The sequence below is a fragment of the Tsukamurella tyrosinosolvens genome, assembly GCF_900104775.1.
In the GTDB taxonomy this organism is placed as follows: Bacteria; Actinomycetota; Actinomycetes; order Mycobacteriales; family Mycobacteriaceae; genus Tsukamurella; species Tsukamurella tyrosinosolvens.
Genome location: NZ_FNSA01000003.1, coordinates 2,101,210 through 2,116,390, shown reverse-complemented (window position 1 = coordinate 2,116,390; position 15,181 = coordinate 2,101,210). Strand labels below are relative to the sequence as shown.

Annotated in this window: 14 protein-coding genes; 3 read left to right on the top strand and 11 right to left on the bottom strand. The window is 72.0% G+C overall.

What is annotated here, in order from left to right:
* Positions 1–42 precede the first annotated feature (42 nt).
* Together BLW32_RS11670 and BLW32_RS11665 are read right to left on the bottom strand one after the other, a co-directional pair.
* A complete protein-coding gene (locus BLW32_RS11670; RefSeq protein WP_068742074.1) occupies positions 43–912 on the bottom strand; it encodes a TauD/TfdA dioxygenase family protein in 870 nt (289 codons plus the stop codon).
* Positions 913–928: 16 nt separating this feature from the next.
* Positions 929–1,909, bottom strand: a complete 981-nt coding sequence (locus tag BLW32_RS11665) for a quinone oxidoreductase family protein (RefSeq protein WP_068525205.1) — start codon at positions 1,907–1,909, stop codon at positions 929–931.
* Positions 1,910–2,028: 119 nt separating this feature from the next.
* On the opposite strand from BLW32_RS11665, the gene BLW32_RS11660 reads away from it, so the two are divergent.
* The 3 genes from BLW32_RS11660 to BLW32_RS11650 all read left to right on the top strand — a co-directional run bounded on the left by BLW32_RS11660 (position 2,029) and on the right by BLW32_RS11650 (position 6,376).
* The gene (locus BLW32_RS11660; protein ID WP_068742075.1) at positions 2,029–3,057 is read left to right on the top strand and encodes an AraC family transcriptional regulator; all 1,029 of its coding nucleotides are present in this window, start codon (positions 2,029–2,031) and stop codon (positions 3,055–3,057) included.
* Between the two features lie 80 nt (positions 3,058–3,137).
* Entirely contained in the window at positions 3,138–4,394 is a 1,257-nt protein-coding gene (locus BLW32_RS11655) for a bifunctional glycosyltransferase family 2/GtrA family protein (protein WP_068525201.1), read from the top strand.
* Positions 4,391–6,376 (top strand): glycosyltransferase family 39 protein, encoded by a 1,986-nt coding sequence (locus BLW32_RS11650; RefSeq protein ID WP_068742076.1) that lies wholly within the window; start codon positions 4,391–4,393, stop codon positions 6,374–6,376. Before BLW32_RS11655 ends, BLW32_RS11650 begins: the two co-directional genes overlap by 4 nt.
* On the opposite strand, the gene BLW32_RS11645 is transcribed toward BLW32_RS11650, so the two are convergent.
* The 9 genes from BLW32_RS11645 to BLW32_RS11605 all read right to left on the bottom strand — a co-directional run bounded on the left by BLW32_RS11645 (position 6,377) and on the right by BLW32_RS11605 (position 15,176).
* A complete protein-coding gene (locus BLW32_RS11645) occupies positions 6,377–7,303 on the bottom strand; it encodes an SDR family oxidoreductase (RefSeq protein ID WP_068742077.1) in 927 nt (308 codons plus the stop codon).
* A gap of 46 nt (positions 7,304–7,349) precedes the next feature.
* Positions 7,350–8,387 carry a Holliday junction branch migration DNA helicase RuvB gene (gene ruvB, locus BLW32_RS11640; RefSeq protein WP_068626777.1) on the bottom strand — a complete coding sequence of 346 codons (1,038 nt, stop codon included), beginning with the start codon at positions 8,385–8,387 and terminating at the stop codon, positions 7,350–7,352.
* Positions 8,388–8,439: 52 nt separating this feature from the next.
* Positions 8,440–9,039, bottom strand: a complete 600-nt coding sequence (ruvA, locus tag BLW32_RS11635; protein ID WP_068742078.1) for a Holliday junction branch migration protein RuvA — start codon at positions 9,037–9,039, stop codon at positions 8,440–8,442.
* On the bottom strand, positions 9,036–9,635 hold the full coding sequence (gene ruvC, locus BLW32_RS11630) for a crossover junction endodeoxyribonuclease RuvC (protein ID WP_068742079.1): 600 nt from the start codon (positions 9,633–9,635) through the stop codon (positions 9,036–9,038). Before ruvC ends, ruvA begins: the two co-directional genes overlap by 4 nt.
* Before the next feature lie 90 nt (positions 9,636–9,725).
* Entirely contained in the window at positions 9,726–11,429 is a 1,704-nt protein-coding gene (locus BLW32_RS11625) for a VanW family protein (protein ID WP_068742080.1), read from the bottom strand.
* 68 nt (positions 11,430–11,497) lie between these two features.
* Positions 11,498–12,253, bottom strand: a complete 756-nt coding sequence (locus BLW32_RS11620; protein WP_068525189.1) for a YebC/PmpR family DNA-binding transcriptional regulator — start codon at positions 12,251–12,253, stop codon at positions 11,498–11,500.
* Between the two features lie 45 nt (positions 12,254–12,298).
* Positions 12,299–13,681 carry a WS/DGAT/MGAT family O-acyltransferase gene (locus tag BLW32_RS11615; RefSeq protein ID WP_068525885.1) on the bottom strand — a complete coding sequence of 461 codons (1,383 nt, stop codon included), beginning with the start codon at positions 13,679–13,681 and terminating at the stop codon, positions 12,299–12,301.
* A 37-nt stretch (positions 13,682–13,718) separates the two neighbouring features.
* Positions 13,719–14,324: a pyridoxal 5'-phosphate synthase glutaminase subunit PdxT gene (pdxT, locus tag BLW32_RS11610; RefSeq protein ID WP_068525187.1), complete on the bottom strand. Its 606-nt coding sequence runs from the start codon at positions 14,322–14,324 to the stop codon at positions 13,719–13,721.
* Positions 14,325–14,351: 27 nt separating this feature from the next.
* The gene (locus BLW32_RS11605; protein WP_068525186.1) at positions 14,352–15,176 is read right to left on the bottom strand and encodes an acyl-CoA thioesterase; all 825 of its coding nucleotides are present in this window, start codon (positions 15,174–15,176) and stop codon (positions 14,352–14,354) included.
* Positions 15,177–15,181 lie beyond the last annotated feature (5 nt).

Here is a 15,181-nt window from a genome sequence, read left to right as displayed (position 1 = left end):
GTTGCGGGGCTGGGTGTCTCGGGGGCGGGGCGGTGATGCGGGTCAGTACGGGCGGTCGCCGACGATGCCGGCGCGCTCCATCCGGCGCACGGCCGGCCAGTAGTCCTGCACGGCGTAGTGCTGGGTGCAGCGGTTGTCCCAGATGGCGAAGCTGTCCGGCGTCCAGCGCCAGCGCACCTGGAACTCGGGCACGGCGGCCTGGCGCTGCAGGTACTGCAGGAGCTCGCCGGCGCCGGGCGCGTAGTCGAAGCCGAAGCGGATGTTCGCGTCGTTGTGGAAGTTCGTGAGGTGGGTCGCGAAGGCGTTGACGAACAGCACCTTCTCTCCGGTCTCCGGGTGCGTGCGGACGACGGGGTGCTCGGCGTCGGGGAACGTCGCGTGCAGCGCGTGGCGCTGCTCGATCGGCAGGCGCGCACCGAAACTGGCCTCGAGGGAGTGCCGGGCGCGCAGGCCGGCGATCCGCTCCTTCACGTCCTCGGGGAGCGCGTTGTAGGCGGCCACCATGTCGACCCAGATGGTGTCGCCGCCCACCGCGGGCCCCTCGACGCAGCGGAGGACCGAGCCGAAAGGCGGGCACTCGCGCCAGGTCGCGTCGCAGTGGAAGGCGTTCTCGTAGGCCTCGCGGTCGCTGTCGAGGTCCTTGTAGATGCGCACCAGCCCAGGGTGTTCCGGGTCGCTGCCGAGCACCGGGTGGTCCTCCAGCTCGCCGAAGCGGCGAGCGAGGGCGACGTGGTCGGCACGGCTGATGGGCTGGTCACGGACGAACAGCACCTTGTGCTTGAGGAGCAGGGCGCGGAGTTCGGCGAAGAGGGCGTCGTCGCGGACGGCCTCGGCGAGGTCGATGCCGGTGAGCTCCGCGCCGATGTGCGCGGTGAGACGGTCGGCGCGGATGCGCCGTGCGGTGATGGTCATGGCGGTGCCTTCGGATCTACGGGATCAGGATGTTGGAGCCGACGAGGGCTCCGGATTCGAGGTCGGTGTGGGCGCGGGCGGCCTCGGCGAGCGGGTAGGTGCGGTTCACGTCGACCCGGATGCGGCCGGCCGCGATGTGCCCGAACAACTCCCCCGCGAGGTCGGCGCGCTCGAGCGGGTCGGCGATGTAGTCGGCGAGCGCTGGTCGGGTCACGAACAGCGAGCCCTTGATGGCGAGCTGCATCGGGTCGATCGGCGGGATCGGGCCGGACGACGTCCCGAAGCAGACGAGCAGGCCCCGTCGGGCGAGGGAGTCGAGGGACGCCTGGACGGTGGCCGCGCCGATGCTGTCGAGCACGACGGGAACGCCGGCGCCGCCGGTGATCTCCCGCACCCGGGCGGCGACGTCCTCGCGGCGGTAGTAGACGACGTGATCGACGCCGTGCGCGCGGGCGACCGCGGCCTTCTCCTCGGTGGAGACGGTGCCGATCACCGTCAGCCCCAGCAGCTTGGCCCACTGGGCGACGATCAGTCCCACGCCGCCGGCGGCGGCGTGCAGCAGGATCGTGTCGCCCGGCCGGTAGTCGTGGATCCGGCGCAGGAGGTACGCGGCGGTGAGTCCGCGCATGGTGCACGCGGCGGCGGTCTCGAAGTCGACGGAGTCCGGGAGGTGGATGAGATGCCGGGCCGGGAGCACGAACTCGGTGCTGTACGCGCCGAGTGGGCTGCCGGTGTAGGTGTAGGTGACGCGGTCACCGGGGACGAAGCCGTCGACGCCGGGGCCGACCTGCTGCACGACGCCCGCCGCCTCGACGCCCATGCCGTTCGGCAGGGGCACCGGGTACAGGCCCGTGCGGTAGTAGTTGTCCGCGAAGTTCAGGCCGACGGCGTGATGCCGCACGAGCACCTCGCCGGCGCCGGGCTCCTCGACCTCGACGGTCTCCCACCGCAGGACCTCCGGGCCACCGGTCTCGTGGAAGCGGATCGCGTTCGCCATGGTCGTGGGTTCCTCTCGTCGAGCCTCTCGGGGTGTGATGCAGATGACAGTACGAGCGCCGCGCGGCGTAAACTGTTCCCTGCGGGACGGATGACTATTCACATCGGGACATAGGGGTGATGGTGGTCACAACCAAACGGCCCTTGGCGCGCTACGCCTCGCTGGCCAACTTCTCCGAGCTCACGCGCACCCTGGGCGCCGATCCGCGCCTGCTGCTGCGGGCGAGCGGTCTCGACCCGAGCGGCGTCACGATCCAGGACCGCTGGGTGCCCGCGGACGCCGTCAACGACCTGCTCGAACGCGCCGCAGCGGTCACCGGCCGCGACGACCTGGGCCTCCGTCTCGCCGAACTCCGGCGACTGTCGCACCTCGGCCCGCTGAGCCTGGTCCTGCGTGAGGAGCCCGACGTGCGCAGCGCCCTTCGGGTACTGATCCGGCACGAGCGGATGTACAACGAGGCGCTGCACACCAGGTTGTCGGTCGCGGATGGGATCGCCACGGTGCGCGTCGAACTCGACCTCGAGCGCCCCGCCCCGGACCGCCAGGCCGTGGACCTCGCGGTCGGCGTGGTGTACGGCGTGCTACGCGAATTGCTCGGCCGGGAGTGGACGCCCCTGTCCGTGTCCTTCGGCCATCCCCCACCGCACCGGATCGAGACGGCGCGACGGATGTTCGGCGGCGCTCTGCACTTCGACGCCGACCACAACGGGATCCGCATGCCCGCCGCCGACCTCGACCGCGCGACCGCCAGCTCGGACCCCCAGTTGCGGGAGTACACGCGGCGGCTGCTCGACGGCGACACCGGCCACGGGCGGGACGCGACCGCCCGGATCCGGGAACTCGTCGACCTGCTGCTCCCCACCGGGCGGTGCTCGGCCGATCAGGTGGCCCGCAGCCTCGGGGTGGACCGGCGCACCGTGCACCGGCGGCTCGCGGCCGAGGGCACCACCTTCACCGAGGTGGTCGACGACGCGCGCGCCGGACTGGCCCGGCATCTCGTGGCGGGCCGCGCCTACTCGTTCGCGGAGATCGCCGGCATCCTGGCGTTCTCGAGCCCGTCGAACTTCTCGCGCTGGTTCCGCGGGCGGTTCGGCAGCACGCCGCGGGCCTGGCGGACCGCCGCGGGCGGCACCGTCGGCGACGGGTAACGGGCCGCGGGGCACGGTTCCCAGCCACCCCACAGTCGCACCGCAGGGACGGGGCAGCGCGGCGAACCAGGGTCATTGGCATGACAACCGAGATCGCCCCCGACCCGAAGGTCACGGCAGCGCAGGACCGGCACGAGCGGGCGGAGACCGCCCCCGTCCTCGACATCGTGATCCCCGTCTACAACGAGGCCCACACGATCGCGCACTGCGTCGAGACGCTGCGGGAGTACCTCGACGACTCCCTCGCCATTCCGGCGCGGATCACCATCGCCGACAACGCCAGCACGGACGACACTCTGCGCGTGGCGCATTCGCTGGCCGCCGCGGTCGACGGCGTGCGCGTGGTGCACCTCGACGCGAAGGGCCGCGGCCGGGCCCTGCGCCGGGTCTGGGCGCAGTCCGACGCCCGCGTACTGGTCTACATGGACGTCGACCTCTCGACCGATCTCAAGGCGCTGCATCCCCTCGTCGCGCCGCTGCTCTCGGGCCACAGCGACCTCGCGATCGGCACCCGCCTCGGACGGGGCGCGAACGTGGTGCGCGGGCCGAAGCGCGAGGTCATCTCCCGCGGCTACAACCTGCTGCTGCACACCGCTCTGCGGGTGCGCTTCTCCGACGCCCAGTGCGGTTTCAAGGCGATCCGCACCGACGTCGCGCGCGAACTGCTGCCGCTGGTCGAGGACGGCGAGTGGTTCTTCGACACCGAACTGCTCGTGCTCGCCGAGCGGGCGGGCCTGCGCATCCACGAGGTCCCGGTGGACTGGACGGACGACCCCGACAGCCGCGTCGACATCGTCGACACGGTGAAGAAGGATCTCAAGGGCGTGCTCCGGGTCGGGCGAGCGCTGGGCCGGGGCGCACTCCCCCTGGACGAGGTCCGTCGCGCCCTCGGTCGCGAGGAGCCGCAACTGGCGGGCGTGCCGCGCAACATGGTCGGCCAGCTCGCGCGGTTCGCCGCGGTCGGCGTGGCGAGCACCGTCGCCTACGCGATCCTCTACCTGCTGCTGCACCCGGTCATCGGGGCGCAGGGCGCGAACTTCGCGGCCCTCCTCATCACGGCGGTCGGGAACATCGCGGCGAACCGCTCCTTCACCTTCGGCGTGCGCGGGCGCGAGGGAGCTGCCCGCCACCACCTGCAGGGCCTGGTGGTCTTCCTCCTCACCTGGGCACTGACGTCCGGCAGCCTCACCGCGCTCGCGGCGTTCGCGCCGGACGCCGGGCGCGGGATCCAGCTCGCGGTGCTCGTGGTGGCCAACCTGGTCGCGACGATCACGCGATTCCTGGGACTGCGCCTGATCTTCCGCGCGGCCACCACGGACAAGGACGGGGCCCGGTGACCAAGACCCGCGAGCGCGTCGCGGTCGCCGTCCTCCTCGTGGGGACGGCGATCGCCTACCTCTGGGCCCTCGGGCGGGCGGGCTGGGCCAACGCCTTCTACTCGGCCGCCGTCCAGGCCGGCACCGTCAGCGGGAAGGCGATGTTCTTCGGGAGCTCGGACGGCGCGAACTCCATCACCGTCGACAAGCCGCCCGCCTCCCTGTGGGTGATGGAGGTGTCGACCCGCCTGTTCGGCGTCAACACGTGGGCGATGCTCGTCCCGCAGGCCCTCCTCGGGGTGGCGTCCGTCGCTCTCCTGTACGCGACGGTGCGCCGCCGCTTCGGCGCCGGCGCCGGACTCCTCGCCGGGCTGCTCCTCGCCGTCACGCCGGTGGCGGCCATGATGTTCCGGTTCAACAACCCGGACGCCCTGCTCGTTCTGCTCATGATCGCGGCGACCTGGGCGATGCTGCGGGCCGTCGAGGACGGCCGGTGGCGGTGGCTCGTCGCGTGCGGCGCCTTCGTCGGGTTCGGCTTCCTGACCAAGCAGCTGGCCGTGATGCTCATCGTCCCCGGGCTGGCGCTGACCTACCTGGTCGCGGGGCCGCCGAAGGCCGGCAAGCGCGTCGCGCAGCTGTTCGCCGCGGGCGCCGCGATGGTCGTCGCGGCCGGCTGGTGGCTGCTGACCGTCGAGCTGTGGCCCGCGGCGTCGCGGCCGTGGATCGGCGGCTCGCAGAACAACTCGATCCTCGAGCTCACGCTCGGCTACAACGGCCTCGGCCGCCTCAACGGGAACGAGAAGGGCAGCGTCGGGCCGGGGCGTGGCGGCATGGAGCTGCCCGCGGGCTTCGAGCTGCCCGCCGGGATGGAGATGCCCGGACACCGCGGCGGCTCGATGTTCGGCGACGCCGGCATCCTGCGGATGGTCGAACCGGCGCAGGCCGGCCAGATCGCCTGGCTGCTCCCCGCCGCGTTGCTCGCGATCGTCCTGGTGCCGGTCCTGCGGCGGCGCGCCCCACGGACGGACGGTGATCGCGCCGCCGTGATCGCCTGGGGTGGATGGCTGCTCGTCACCGGGATCACGTTCAGTTTCATGGCGGGCATCTTCCACGCGTACTACACGGTGGCCCTGGCGCCGGCCATCGCGGCGCTGGTCGCGATCGGGGTGGCGGTGGGCCTGCGCGAGCGCGACCGGGCGTGGGTCCGCGCCGTCGGAGCCCTCGCCGTCGCCGCGACGGGCGTCACCGCCTGGTACATCCTGGACCAGACGCCCGACTGGAACCCGTGGCTGCGCTGGGCGATCGCCGCGGCTGCCGCCGTGTCGACGGTGGCGATCCTCGCCACCCTGCTGCCTTCGGCGCCCCGCACGCGACGTCTCGGCGGGGTGATCGCCGCTACCGCTCTGTTCGCCGCGATCGCCGGGCAGGTGGCGTTCACCGCGGAGACGATCATGTCGCCGCGCCAGGGCGCCATCGTCTCGGCGGGCCCGTCGAGCGGTCACGGTTTCGGCCCGGGCGGCGCGATGGGCCGGATGGAGCGGCCCAGCGGCGGTGTCGGCGGTCCGGCCGGTGGCACCCGGCCCGTGGGTGGGCGCACCGGCGCGCCCGGCGGGGACGAGCGCGGCGGCGGACCGTCGTTCCTGATGGGCAGCACGGCCGGGCCCGAGGTGACCGCACTCCTGCTCGCGGACGCGCAGCGCTACACGTGGGTCGCGGCGACGGTCGGCGCGAACGCCGCCGCCGGCTATCAGCTCGCCACGGAGAAGCCCGTGATGCCGATCGGCGGCTTCAACGGCACCGACCCCTCCCCCACGCTCGCGCAGTTCCAGCAGTACGTCCGCGACGGCAGGATCCACTACTTCCTGGCCGAATCGGGCGGCAGCTTCGGAGGATTCGGCGGTTCCGGCACCGCGGCCGAGATCCGGTCGTGGGTGGAGAAGACTTATCCGTCGCGGACCGTCGACGGGGTCACGGTGTACGACCTCACCGCGCCGAAGGGATGATCAGTCGCGGCGCCCGGCCCAGCTGTCGGGCCGGGTGCCGTCGACGTCGGTGACGCCGTACTCCGCCGCGAGTTCCGCGGAGCTGACGGACCGCCGGTTCCAGCGTGCGCGGCCGGGATCCGCCGCGAGGGCGGCGATCCCGCGGCCGACGAAGCGGGGCGACTCGGAGTAGGCGAAACCCGGCGGCGCGGCGGGGTGCCCGGCGCGCTCGGTGAACGCCGCCCGCCAGTCGTTCTCGGTGACGCCGTACGCGTCGAGCATCATCTCCGAGCGCAGCCAGCCGGGGGTGACGGCGACGGCGGTCGCGCCGACCTCGGCGAGCTCGTGGCCCTGGGAGAAGGCGAGCCGGTTGATCGACGTCTTCGCGAGGTCGTAGAAGACCGAGATCCGGTAGGTGTCGGCGTTGAAGTCCGCGGTCCCGTCGGTGATCTCCACGAGCAGCCCGCCCGGACGCTCGATGAGCAACGGCGTGAGGAAGTGCGCGGTGATGAGATGGGTGTCGACGGCGAGACGGAGCAGGCGCAGTCCCGCGTCGAGGTCCTGCCGCCACAACGGAGTGTTCCACGTCGGGGGCGGCCCCTTGAGCAGCTCGCCGCCCCAGATGTCGTTGACCAGCACGTCGATCCGCCCGTACTCCGCGCGAAGTCGGTCCGCGAGGCGCGCGACCTGGTGCGGGTCGAGGTGGTCGACCTGCACGGCGACACCCGCGCCGCCGAGGGCGTCCACCAGCTCGGCCGTCTCCTCGATGGTCTCGGGCCGCGCGTAGTCGGACGCGATGGAGGGATCTCCGGCGCGGCTGCTGCGGCCGGTGCACACGACCGTGGCGCCCTGCTCCGCGAGACCGGCGGCGATACCGCGCCCGGCACCGCGCGTCGCCCCCGCGACGACCGCCACGCGGCCGCGCAGTCCTTCTCCGACCGGGTCCACGCCTCCTGTCTACGCCGCCGGGCGCGGGACCGCAGGACGCGGAGGACTAGAACAGGCGATCGTCGGGGTCGACATCCGCGCGGACCTCGATGCCGGAGGCGAGCGCGCCCGCGGGCGGCTCGAGCCCCAGGTGGTGCCAGGCCGCCATCGTGGCGACGCGGCCGCGCGGCGTGCGGGCGAGCATGCCGGCGCGCACGAGGAACGGCTCGCACACCTCCTCGACGGTGCCGGGTTCCTCGCCGACGGCCACGGCCAGCGTGGAGACGCCCACGGGACCACCGCCGAAGCTGCGGATCAGGGCGCCGAGCACGGCGCGGTCGAGGCGGTCGAGGCCCAGCTCGTCGACGTCGTAGACCTTGAGCGCCCCGCGCGCGACGTCGACGGTGACGGTCCCGTCGGCGCGGACGTCGGCGAAGTCGCGGACGCGCCGCAGCAGGCGGTTGGCGATGCGGGGCGTGCCACGACTGCGGCTGCCGATCTCGGCGGCCGCCTCCCGCTCGATGGTGATGCCGAGGATCTTCGCGCTGCGCTCGATGACCTGCACCAGGTCGGCCGTCTCGTAGAAGTCCATGTGCGCGGTGAAGCCGAACCGGTCGCGCAGCGGGCCGGTGAGCGCGCCGGACCGGGTGGTGGCTCCCACGAGGGTGAACGGCGCCACGTCGAGCGGGATGGACGTCGCGCCGGGGCCCTTGCCCACCACCACGTCGACGCGGAAGTCCTCCATCGCAAGGTAGAGCATCTCCTCGGCGGGGCGGGCCATGCGGTGGATCTCGTCGATGAACAGCACGTCGCCCTCGACGAGGTTCGACAGCATCGCGGCGAGATCGCCGGCGCGCTCGAGGGCGGGGCCGGAGGTGACCCGCAGGGCGGTCCCCAGCTCCGCCGCGATGATCATCGCGAGACTGGTCTTGCCCAGGCCGGGCGGCCCGGACAGCAGGATGTGGTCCGGGGTGCCGCCGCGGAGCTTCGCGCCGTGCAGCACCAGCTGGAGCTGCTCGCGGACCTTGGGCTGGCCGATGAACTCGTCGAGGGACTTCGGCCGCAGGGACTCGGTGTCGTCGCCCGAGAGCGCCGCGGGGCCCATGATGCCCTCGGCCTCGTCGAACTCGCTGCCCACCTCGTCGTCGTAGTGCACGTCAGCCGCGTCCCAGCGACTTCAGGGCGTCGCGCAGCAGTTCGGAGACGGACTTGTCGGGCCCGGCCTCGACGGCGGCCGCGACCGCCGGCTCGGCCTGCTTCGCGGTGAAGCCGAGCCCCTCGAGAGCGTCGAGGAGCTGCTGCGAGACGCCGCCCGCCGACACCGTCGACCCGGCCGGGCCGGAGACGTCCGACGGTGCCGCGCTGACCTTGTCCTTGAGGTCCACGTGGATCCGCTCGGCGACCCGCTTGCCGATACCGGGGATCAGGCAGAGCGTCTTGATGTCGCCCGACGCGATCGCGACCTGCATCTGGGCGGGCTCGAGGACCGCGATGGCGGCCATCGCGAGCCGTGGACCGACGCCCTGCACGGTCTGCAGGAGGTGGAAGAGCTCCTGCTGCGGCCCGTCGGTGAAGCCGTACAGCGTCATCGAGTCCTCGCGCACCACCATCGAGGTGAGCAGCGAGCCCTCGGCGCCGCGGGTGAGCGCACCCGCCGTCGCCGGGGCGACGAGCACCTTGTAGCCCACGCCCGCGCACTCGACCACCACGTGGTCGAGCCCGATGTGCCGTACCTCGCCGCGCAGCGACGCGATCATCGCACTCCTCCTGTGACCGTGCGGCCCGCACTGCCCTTGCCGCGGCGTTGTGCCGCGAGCCGCTGCTCGAAGACCTTCTTCTGTTCCGCCGCACGACGTTCCGCCTCGGCCATCCGGGCGATCATCGGTGCGCGCCAACTGTGGCAGACGGCGAGCGCGAGGGCGTCCGCCGCGTCCGCGGGCTCGGGCGCCTTCTGCAGCCCGAGGATCCGGGTGATCATGGCGGTGACCTGCGCCTTGCCGGCGTTACCGTTGCCGGTGACCGCGGCCTTCACCTCCGACGGGGTGTGGAAGTGCACGTCGATGCCGCGGCGCGCGGCGGCCAGCGCGACGACGCCGCCGGCCTGCGCGGTGCCCATTGCCGTGGACACGTTGTGCTGCGCGAAGACCCGCTCCACGGCGATCACGTCGGGCTCGTGGGTGTCCATCCAGAACTCGGCGGCGGTCCACACGGCCAGGAGCCGCTCCGCCAGCGGCATGGTCGACGGGGTGCGCACCACGTCGACGTCGAGCGCCGTGACCTTGCGGCCCGCGCCCGTCTCGACCACCGACAGGCCGCAACGCGTGAGCCCGGGGTCCACCCCCATCACCCGCATCGCCGTACCTCCGCGCACCGTCGAACAGTCAAACCTTTGTTCGAGAGCATACCCGCACCGTGCGCCACCGGGACGCAGCGACGCGCCTACCTACTCGCAGATGACCGTGGGCACCGGGTCGTACTTCACGGTGCGGGTGTGGCGGGAGAGGACGCTGCCGGTCTTGACGTCGGTGATCGTCCGGGTGTTGCTGGTGGTGAAGCCGGGCTGGCCGGTGCTGGCCACGCAGTGCGGGCCCTTGGCGAGCCGGATGGTCGACGGCTGCGTCGGCAGGCTCCGCGAGCCGGTGCTCGACGACACCTCGCGCGTCTTCGTGCTCCACATCCGCACGGACACCGACGACGAGCCCGCGCTGGACTCGATGACGACGCCGTACGGGGTGTCGTTGCGGAACTGCAGGTCGATCGCGCCCTCGAAGACGGTGGCCTCGCGCGCCTCGGGGTACCGGGAGATGTAGTAGCTGTGCTCGGTGTGGCCCGCGTCCTCGAGGCCGGCGAAGTAGGCGGCGTTGTAGAGCGTCGTGGCGAACTGCGAGATGCCACCGCCGACGGCCTTATCGGGGCGGCCGTTGTTGATGATGCCGGACTCGACATAGCCCTGGGCGGTGCCGCGGGGGCCGGTGTAGCCGTTGAGCGAGAAGGTCTCGCCGGGCAGCACGACGGCGCCGTTCACCTGCTGGGCGACCCTGCGGATGTTCACGCCCGAGGCGTCGCTGAAGCCGCCGGTGGAGAACTCGCTAACCACCTCGCGCACGCCGAGCTCCTTGGCCTTGGCGGTCGACACCTTGGGCTCGACGGCCTTGAACTGCGCGGTCGCGGTGCGGCCCTGGGCGGACTGCTCGGTGACGGCCTTGGTGACGGCGTCGAGCGTCGGATCCCACACGACCTCACGGCCGGGGACCGCCTCGGTCACCGTCGGGGTGCCGCCCGACAGGTCGAAGCTCGCGTCCTTGGGCTTGGCGACGGCGGATTCGAGCCGCGTGCCGAGGACCTTCTTCGCCGCCTCGCGGTCGACCTTGGGCGCGAGGTTGCCGGCACCGTCGGGCTGGAAGGAGAGGAACGTGCCGATGTCGGTCCCGGTGACCCGGCCGACGGTGCCCGCGGCCACCTGCCCCACCGCGTCGCGGCGGAGGACGACGTCGGAGGCGACGGCCCGCACCGCCGCCCCGGAGGCGACGGCCCGGACCACGTCCACGGAGACGGTGGGCCGCACGGCCTCCGTGGGGACGGTGATGTCGGTGGAGTCGGGCCACGCGGCGGCGACGGCCTCCGCGGCCCTGGCCAGGTCGATCTTGTCGCCGGCCTTGGGCTCGACGGCGACGGGCTTGCCGCCCCGGAAGATCACGGCGCCGTCGCCGGCCTCCGACGTCAGGGCGCCGGAGGCCTTCGTGATGGCGGCGTCGAAGACCTGCCGGTTCAGCGTGGAGGCGGGGTGCACGTGCCGGTCTCTGACCAGCCCGATCAGGTCCCGCAGCGGCGAGCGCTCGTCGATCGCGCGCTGGACGGTGCCCGGCACGTCCATGGACAGCCCGAGCTGCGCGGGCTGGAGCCGGACCTCACCCTTCGCGGTGCGCAGCGTGATCGGCTCCGCATCCACGCGCTTCGCCGCATCGTCGAGGCGGTGGGTCGCGTCGTCGCGGCCCAGCGCGCCGAACTCGACCCCCACCGCCGTCGCACCGTGCACGGTCTCGGCGCGCCCCGATTCCCAGACCGCCGCACCGCCGGCTCCGAGCAGCAGGGCCACCACCAACGCCAGGGCCGGGGCACGGCGCAGCGCCGTTCGGGTGGGAGTCACAACCTGAGAATATCCTGACGCATTATTACCGCACAGTAGGGGCGATGCGATACGGCAATCTCAGGGCATCAGTCCTCGTCGAGCTCCGCCAGGACCTCGTCGGAGATGTCGACGTTGGTGTACACGTTCTGCACGTCGTCGCTGTCCTCCAGCGCGTCGACCAGCTTGAACACCTTGCGCGCACCGTCGGCGTCGACGGGGACCTCGACCGACGCGCGGAAGCCGGACTCGGCCGACTCGTAATCGATGCCGGCCTCCTGCAGCGCGCTGCGCACCGCGACGAGATCGGTCGGCTCGGAGATGATCTCGAACTGGTCGCCCAGGTCGCTGATCTCCTCGGCGCCCGCGTCGAGCACGGCCATGAGCACGTCGTCCTCGGCCTGGTCGTTCTTGTCCAGGGTGACGATGCCCTTGCGGGTGAACAGGTACGCGACGGAGCCCGGGTCGGCCATGTTGCCGCCGTTGCGGGTCATCGCGACGCGGACCTCGCCGGCGGCGCGGTTGCGGTTGTCGGTCAGGCACTCGATGAGGACCGCCACGCCGTTGGGGCCGTAACCCTCGTACATGATGGTCTGCCAGTCGGCGCCGCCCGCCTCCTCGCCACCGCCGCGCTTCCGGGCGCGCTCGATGTTGTCGTTCGGGACCGAGGTCTTCTTCGCCTTCTGGATGGCGTCGTACAGCGTCGGGTTGCCGTCGGGATCGCTACCACCCGTGCGGGCCGCGACCTCGATGTTCTTGATCAGCTTGGCGAAGAGCTTGCCGCGCTTGGCGTCGATCGCCGCCTTCTTGTGCTTGGTGGTGGCCCATTTGGAATGGCCGCTCATCGATCCCTCGATTCCGTTCGGGTGCGCTGTCTCAACCCTGCGAGTTTACGTGAAAGCCTTCTCCAGCTCCGACAACGCGTCCTCGAGGTGGTGGATGAGGCGCTGCACGTGCGGGACCGACGTCCGGCACGCCGTGATCCCGAACTCCAGGTTCCGGTTGTTGGTGCAGATGGTGATGTTCACCGCCTGGCCTTCCCACGGGATGGACGCGGGGTAGACGCCGTCGAGGTGCGCACCGTTCCAGTACATCGCCTCGCGCGGCCCCGGGACGTTCGAGATGACCAGGTTGAACGGCGGCCGCGCGACGCCCCGGTACCCGGGCAGCATGCCCGGCGCGAGGCCCGCGATGTTGGCCGCGCTGAGCGCGAGGACCTGCAGCGGCGACAACTCGCCCATCACCTTGCGCGCGGCGCGCACCGAATCCTGGATCGCGGTCACCCGCGCCGCGGGGTCGGTGAGATCGGTCGCCAGCGTCGAGATCACGGCGCCGACCGCATTCGAGGAGGACTCGGAACCCTCCTTGTGCAGCGACACCGGCACCATCGCCGTCAGCGAGCGGTCGGGCAGCTCGTTCAGTTCCAGCAGGTAGGCGCGCAGGGCGGCGCCGCACATGGCGAGCACGATGTCGTTGACCGTCGCGCCGGCCTTCTGCCGGACCGCGTCGATCCGATCCAGCGAGTACGACTGCGCGACGAACCGTCGCGCGCCGCCGATCGGCACGTTGAAGATGGTGTGCGGGGCCTGGAAGGGCGCCTTGTAGTCGTGGTCCCGGATGGACGTGCCCGCGACCTTCATCGAGGCGGGCAGCATGCCCAGCACCTCGCCGGTGAGGCCGCCGATCTGCTTCGCCGCGCTGAGCGGGTTGAAGGGCAGGCCGCCCTTCGACGGTGCCTCCGCCGTCTCCGGCTTCCGGCGGCGCCCGAGACCGGGCTGCCAGACCACGCGGCCCTCGCGGTCGTCCGGATCGGGCGACAGGGCCAGCGTCATGTACCGCAGGGCGGACACCCCGTCGACCAGCGAGTGATGGACCTTCGAGTAGACCGCGAACCGGCCGTCCTCCAGGCCCTCGATGACGTGCACCTCCCACATCGGGCGATGCCGGTCCAGGAGGGTCTCGTGCCACAGGGAGACCTGCTGGAACAGCTCCCGGATGCGGCCCGGCTGGGGCAGCGCGGAGTGCCGGACGTGGTACTCGAGGTCGATCGAATCGACCTCGGACCACCAGGTGTTGCCGAGGATCCCGACGGGGTCCGCGGGACGCCGGCCGAACTTCTCGCTGACCTTCGTATGGTCGCGCATCGTCTCGACCACCGAGCGCACGAAATCGGGCCCCGCGCCCTCGGGCGGCGTGAACAGCTGCAGACCGCCGACGTGCATCGGATGCTCACGGGACTCCGCCATCAGGAACATCGAATCCGTCACCGGCATGTAGCTCACGACGCCACTCCCCTCTTCCGCGGCGGGGTCATCGCCGCCGGACACTGTCCACGAAGCGACGGTGGATCCGCAGATCGCCCGTGACCTCGGGATGGAAGGATGTGGCCATCGTCACACCCTGTCGAACAGCGACCACCGTACCCGCCGTCGGACCGGCCCCCGCGGGCACCCTCGCCAGCACCTCGACGCCCTCGCCGACGCGCTCCACCCACGGCGCGCGGATGAACACCGCACGCACCGGGGCACCGTCGACGCCCTCGACCGCGAGGTCGGTCTCGAAGGAGTCGACCTGCCGGCCGAAGGCGTTCCGTCGCACCGTCATGTCGATGGCTCCGAGGCAGCGCGCGTCCGGGCGGGTGTCGAGCACCTCCGAGGCGAGCAGGATCATGCCGGCGCAGGAACCGTAGGCCGGGAGGCCCGCGGCGAGGGCGTCGCGGAGCGGGTCGAAGAGGTCGAAGACGCCGAGCAGCCGACTCATCGTGGTCGACTCCCCGCCGGGGATGACGATGCCGTCCACCGCAGCGAGGTCTTCGGCGGTCCGCACCGTCGTGGTGACGGCGCCGGCCGCCTCGAGCGCGTGACGGTGCTCGCGCACGTCACCCTGGAGAGCGAGGACTCCGATCCGTACGGTCACGGGGAGCCAGCCTAAACGGCGGCGCGGTCACGCCCGGAAGCGGTGCAGGCCCTCCTGGATGACGACGGCGACGAGCGCCCCGTCGCGCGCGAAGATCCGCCCGGCGGTGAGCGCACGCCCACCCCCGGCGGACGGGGAGGTCTGGTCGTAGAGGAGCCACTCATCGGCGCGGAAGGGCCGCAGGAACCACATGGCGTGGTCGAGCGACGCCACCTGGGTGTCGACTCCCGGGTGCGCCACGCGCGCGGAGCCGAGCAGGGTCATGTCGCTCATGTAGGCGAGCGCGCTGACGTGGGTGTTCTGATCGTCGGGCAGGCGCTTGATGTGCCGGAACCACACCTGCTGGTGCACCGCGCGGCCCACGTACGGGGCCGTCTCGTCCTGCGGGACGATCCGGATGTCCCAGTCGCTCCACTCCTCGAACAGTCCGAGGCTCTCCCGTGTGGCGTTGGGGTCCTCGCGCGGGCTGAGCACGGACTCGGGGTCCTGGGTGGGCGGCATCTCGTCGGCGTGCTCGATGCCGTCCTGGCCGGGCAGCTGGAACGACGCCGACATGGAGAAGATCGCCTCGCCGTCCTGCACGCCGTTGACCCGACGGGTGCAGAAGGACCGGCCGTCGCGGATCCGGTCCACGAGGAAGACGGTGTCGGCGTCCGGATTGCCGGGCCGCAGGAAGTAGCCGTGCAGCGAGTGCACCTGCATGGTGTCCGGCACGGTCTCGATGGCCGACCGCAGGGCCTGGCCGGCCACCTGGCCGCCGAACGTCCGGACCAGCACCGACGGGGCGTGAATGCCGCGGAAGATGTCGCGGTCGATCTGTTCCAGACTCAGCAGCGCTTCGATGTCAGCCACGAGGG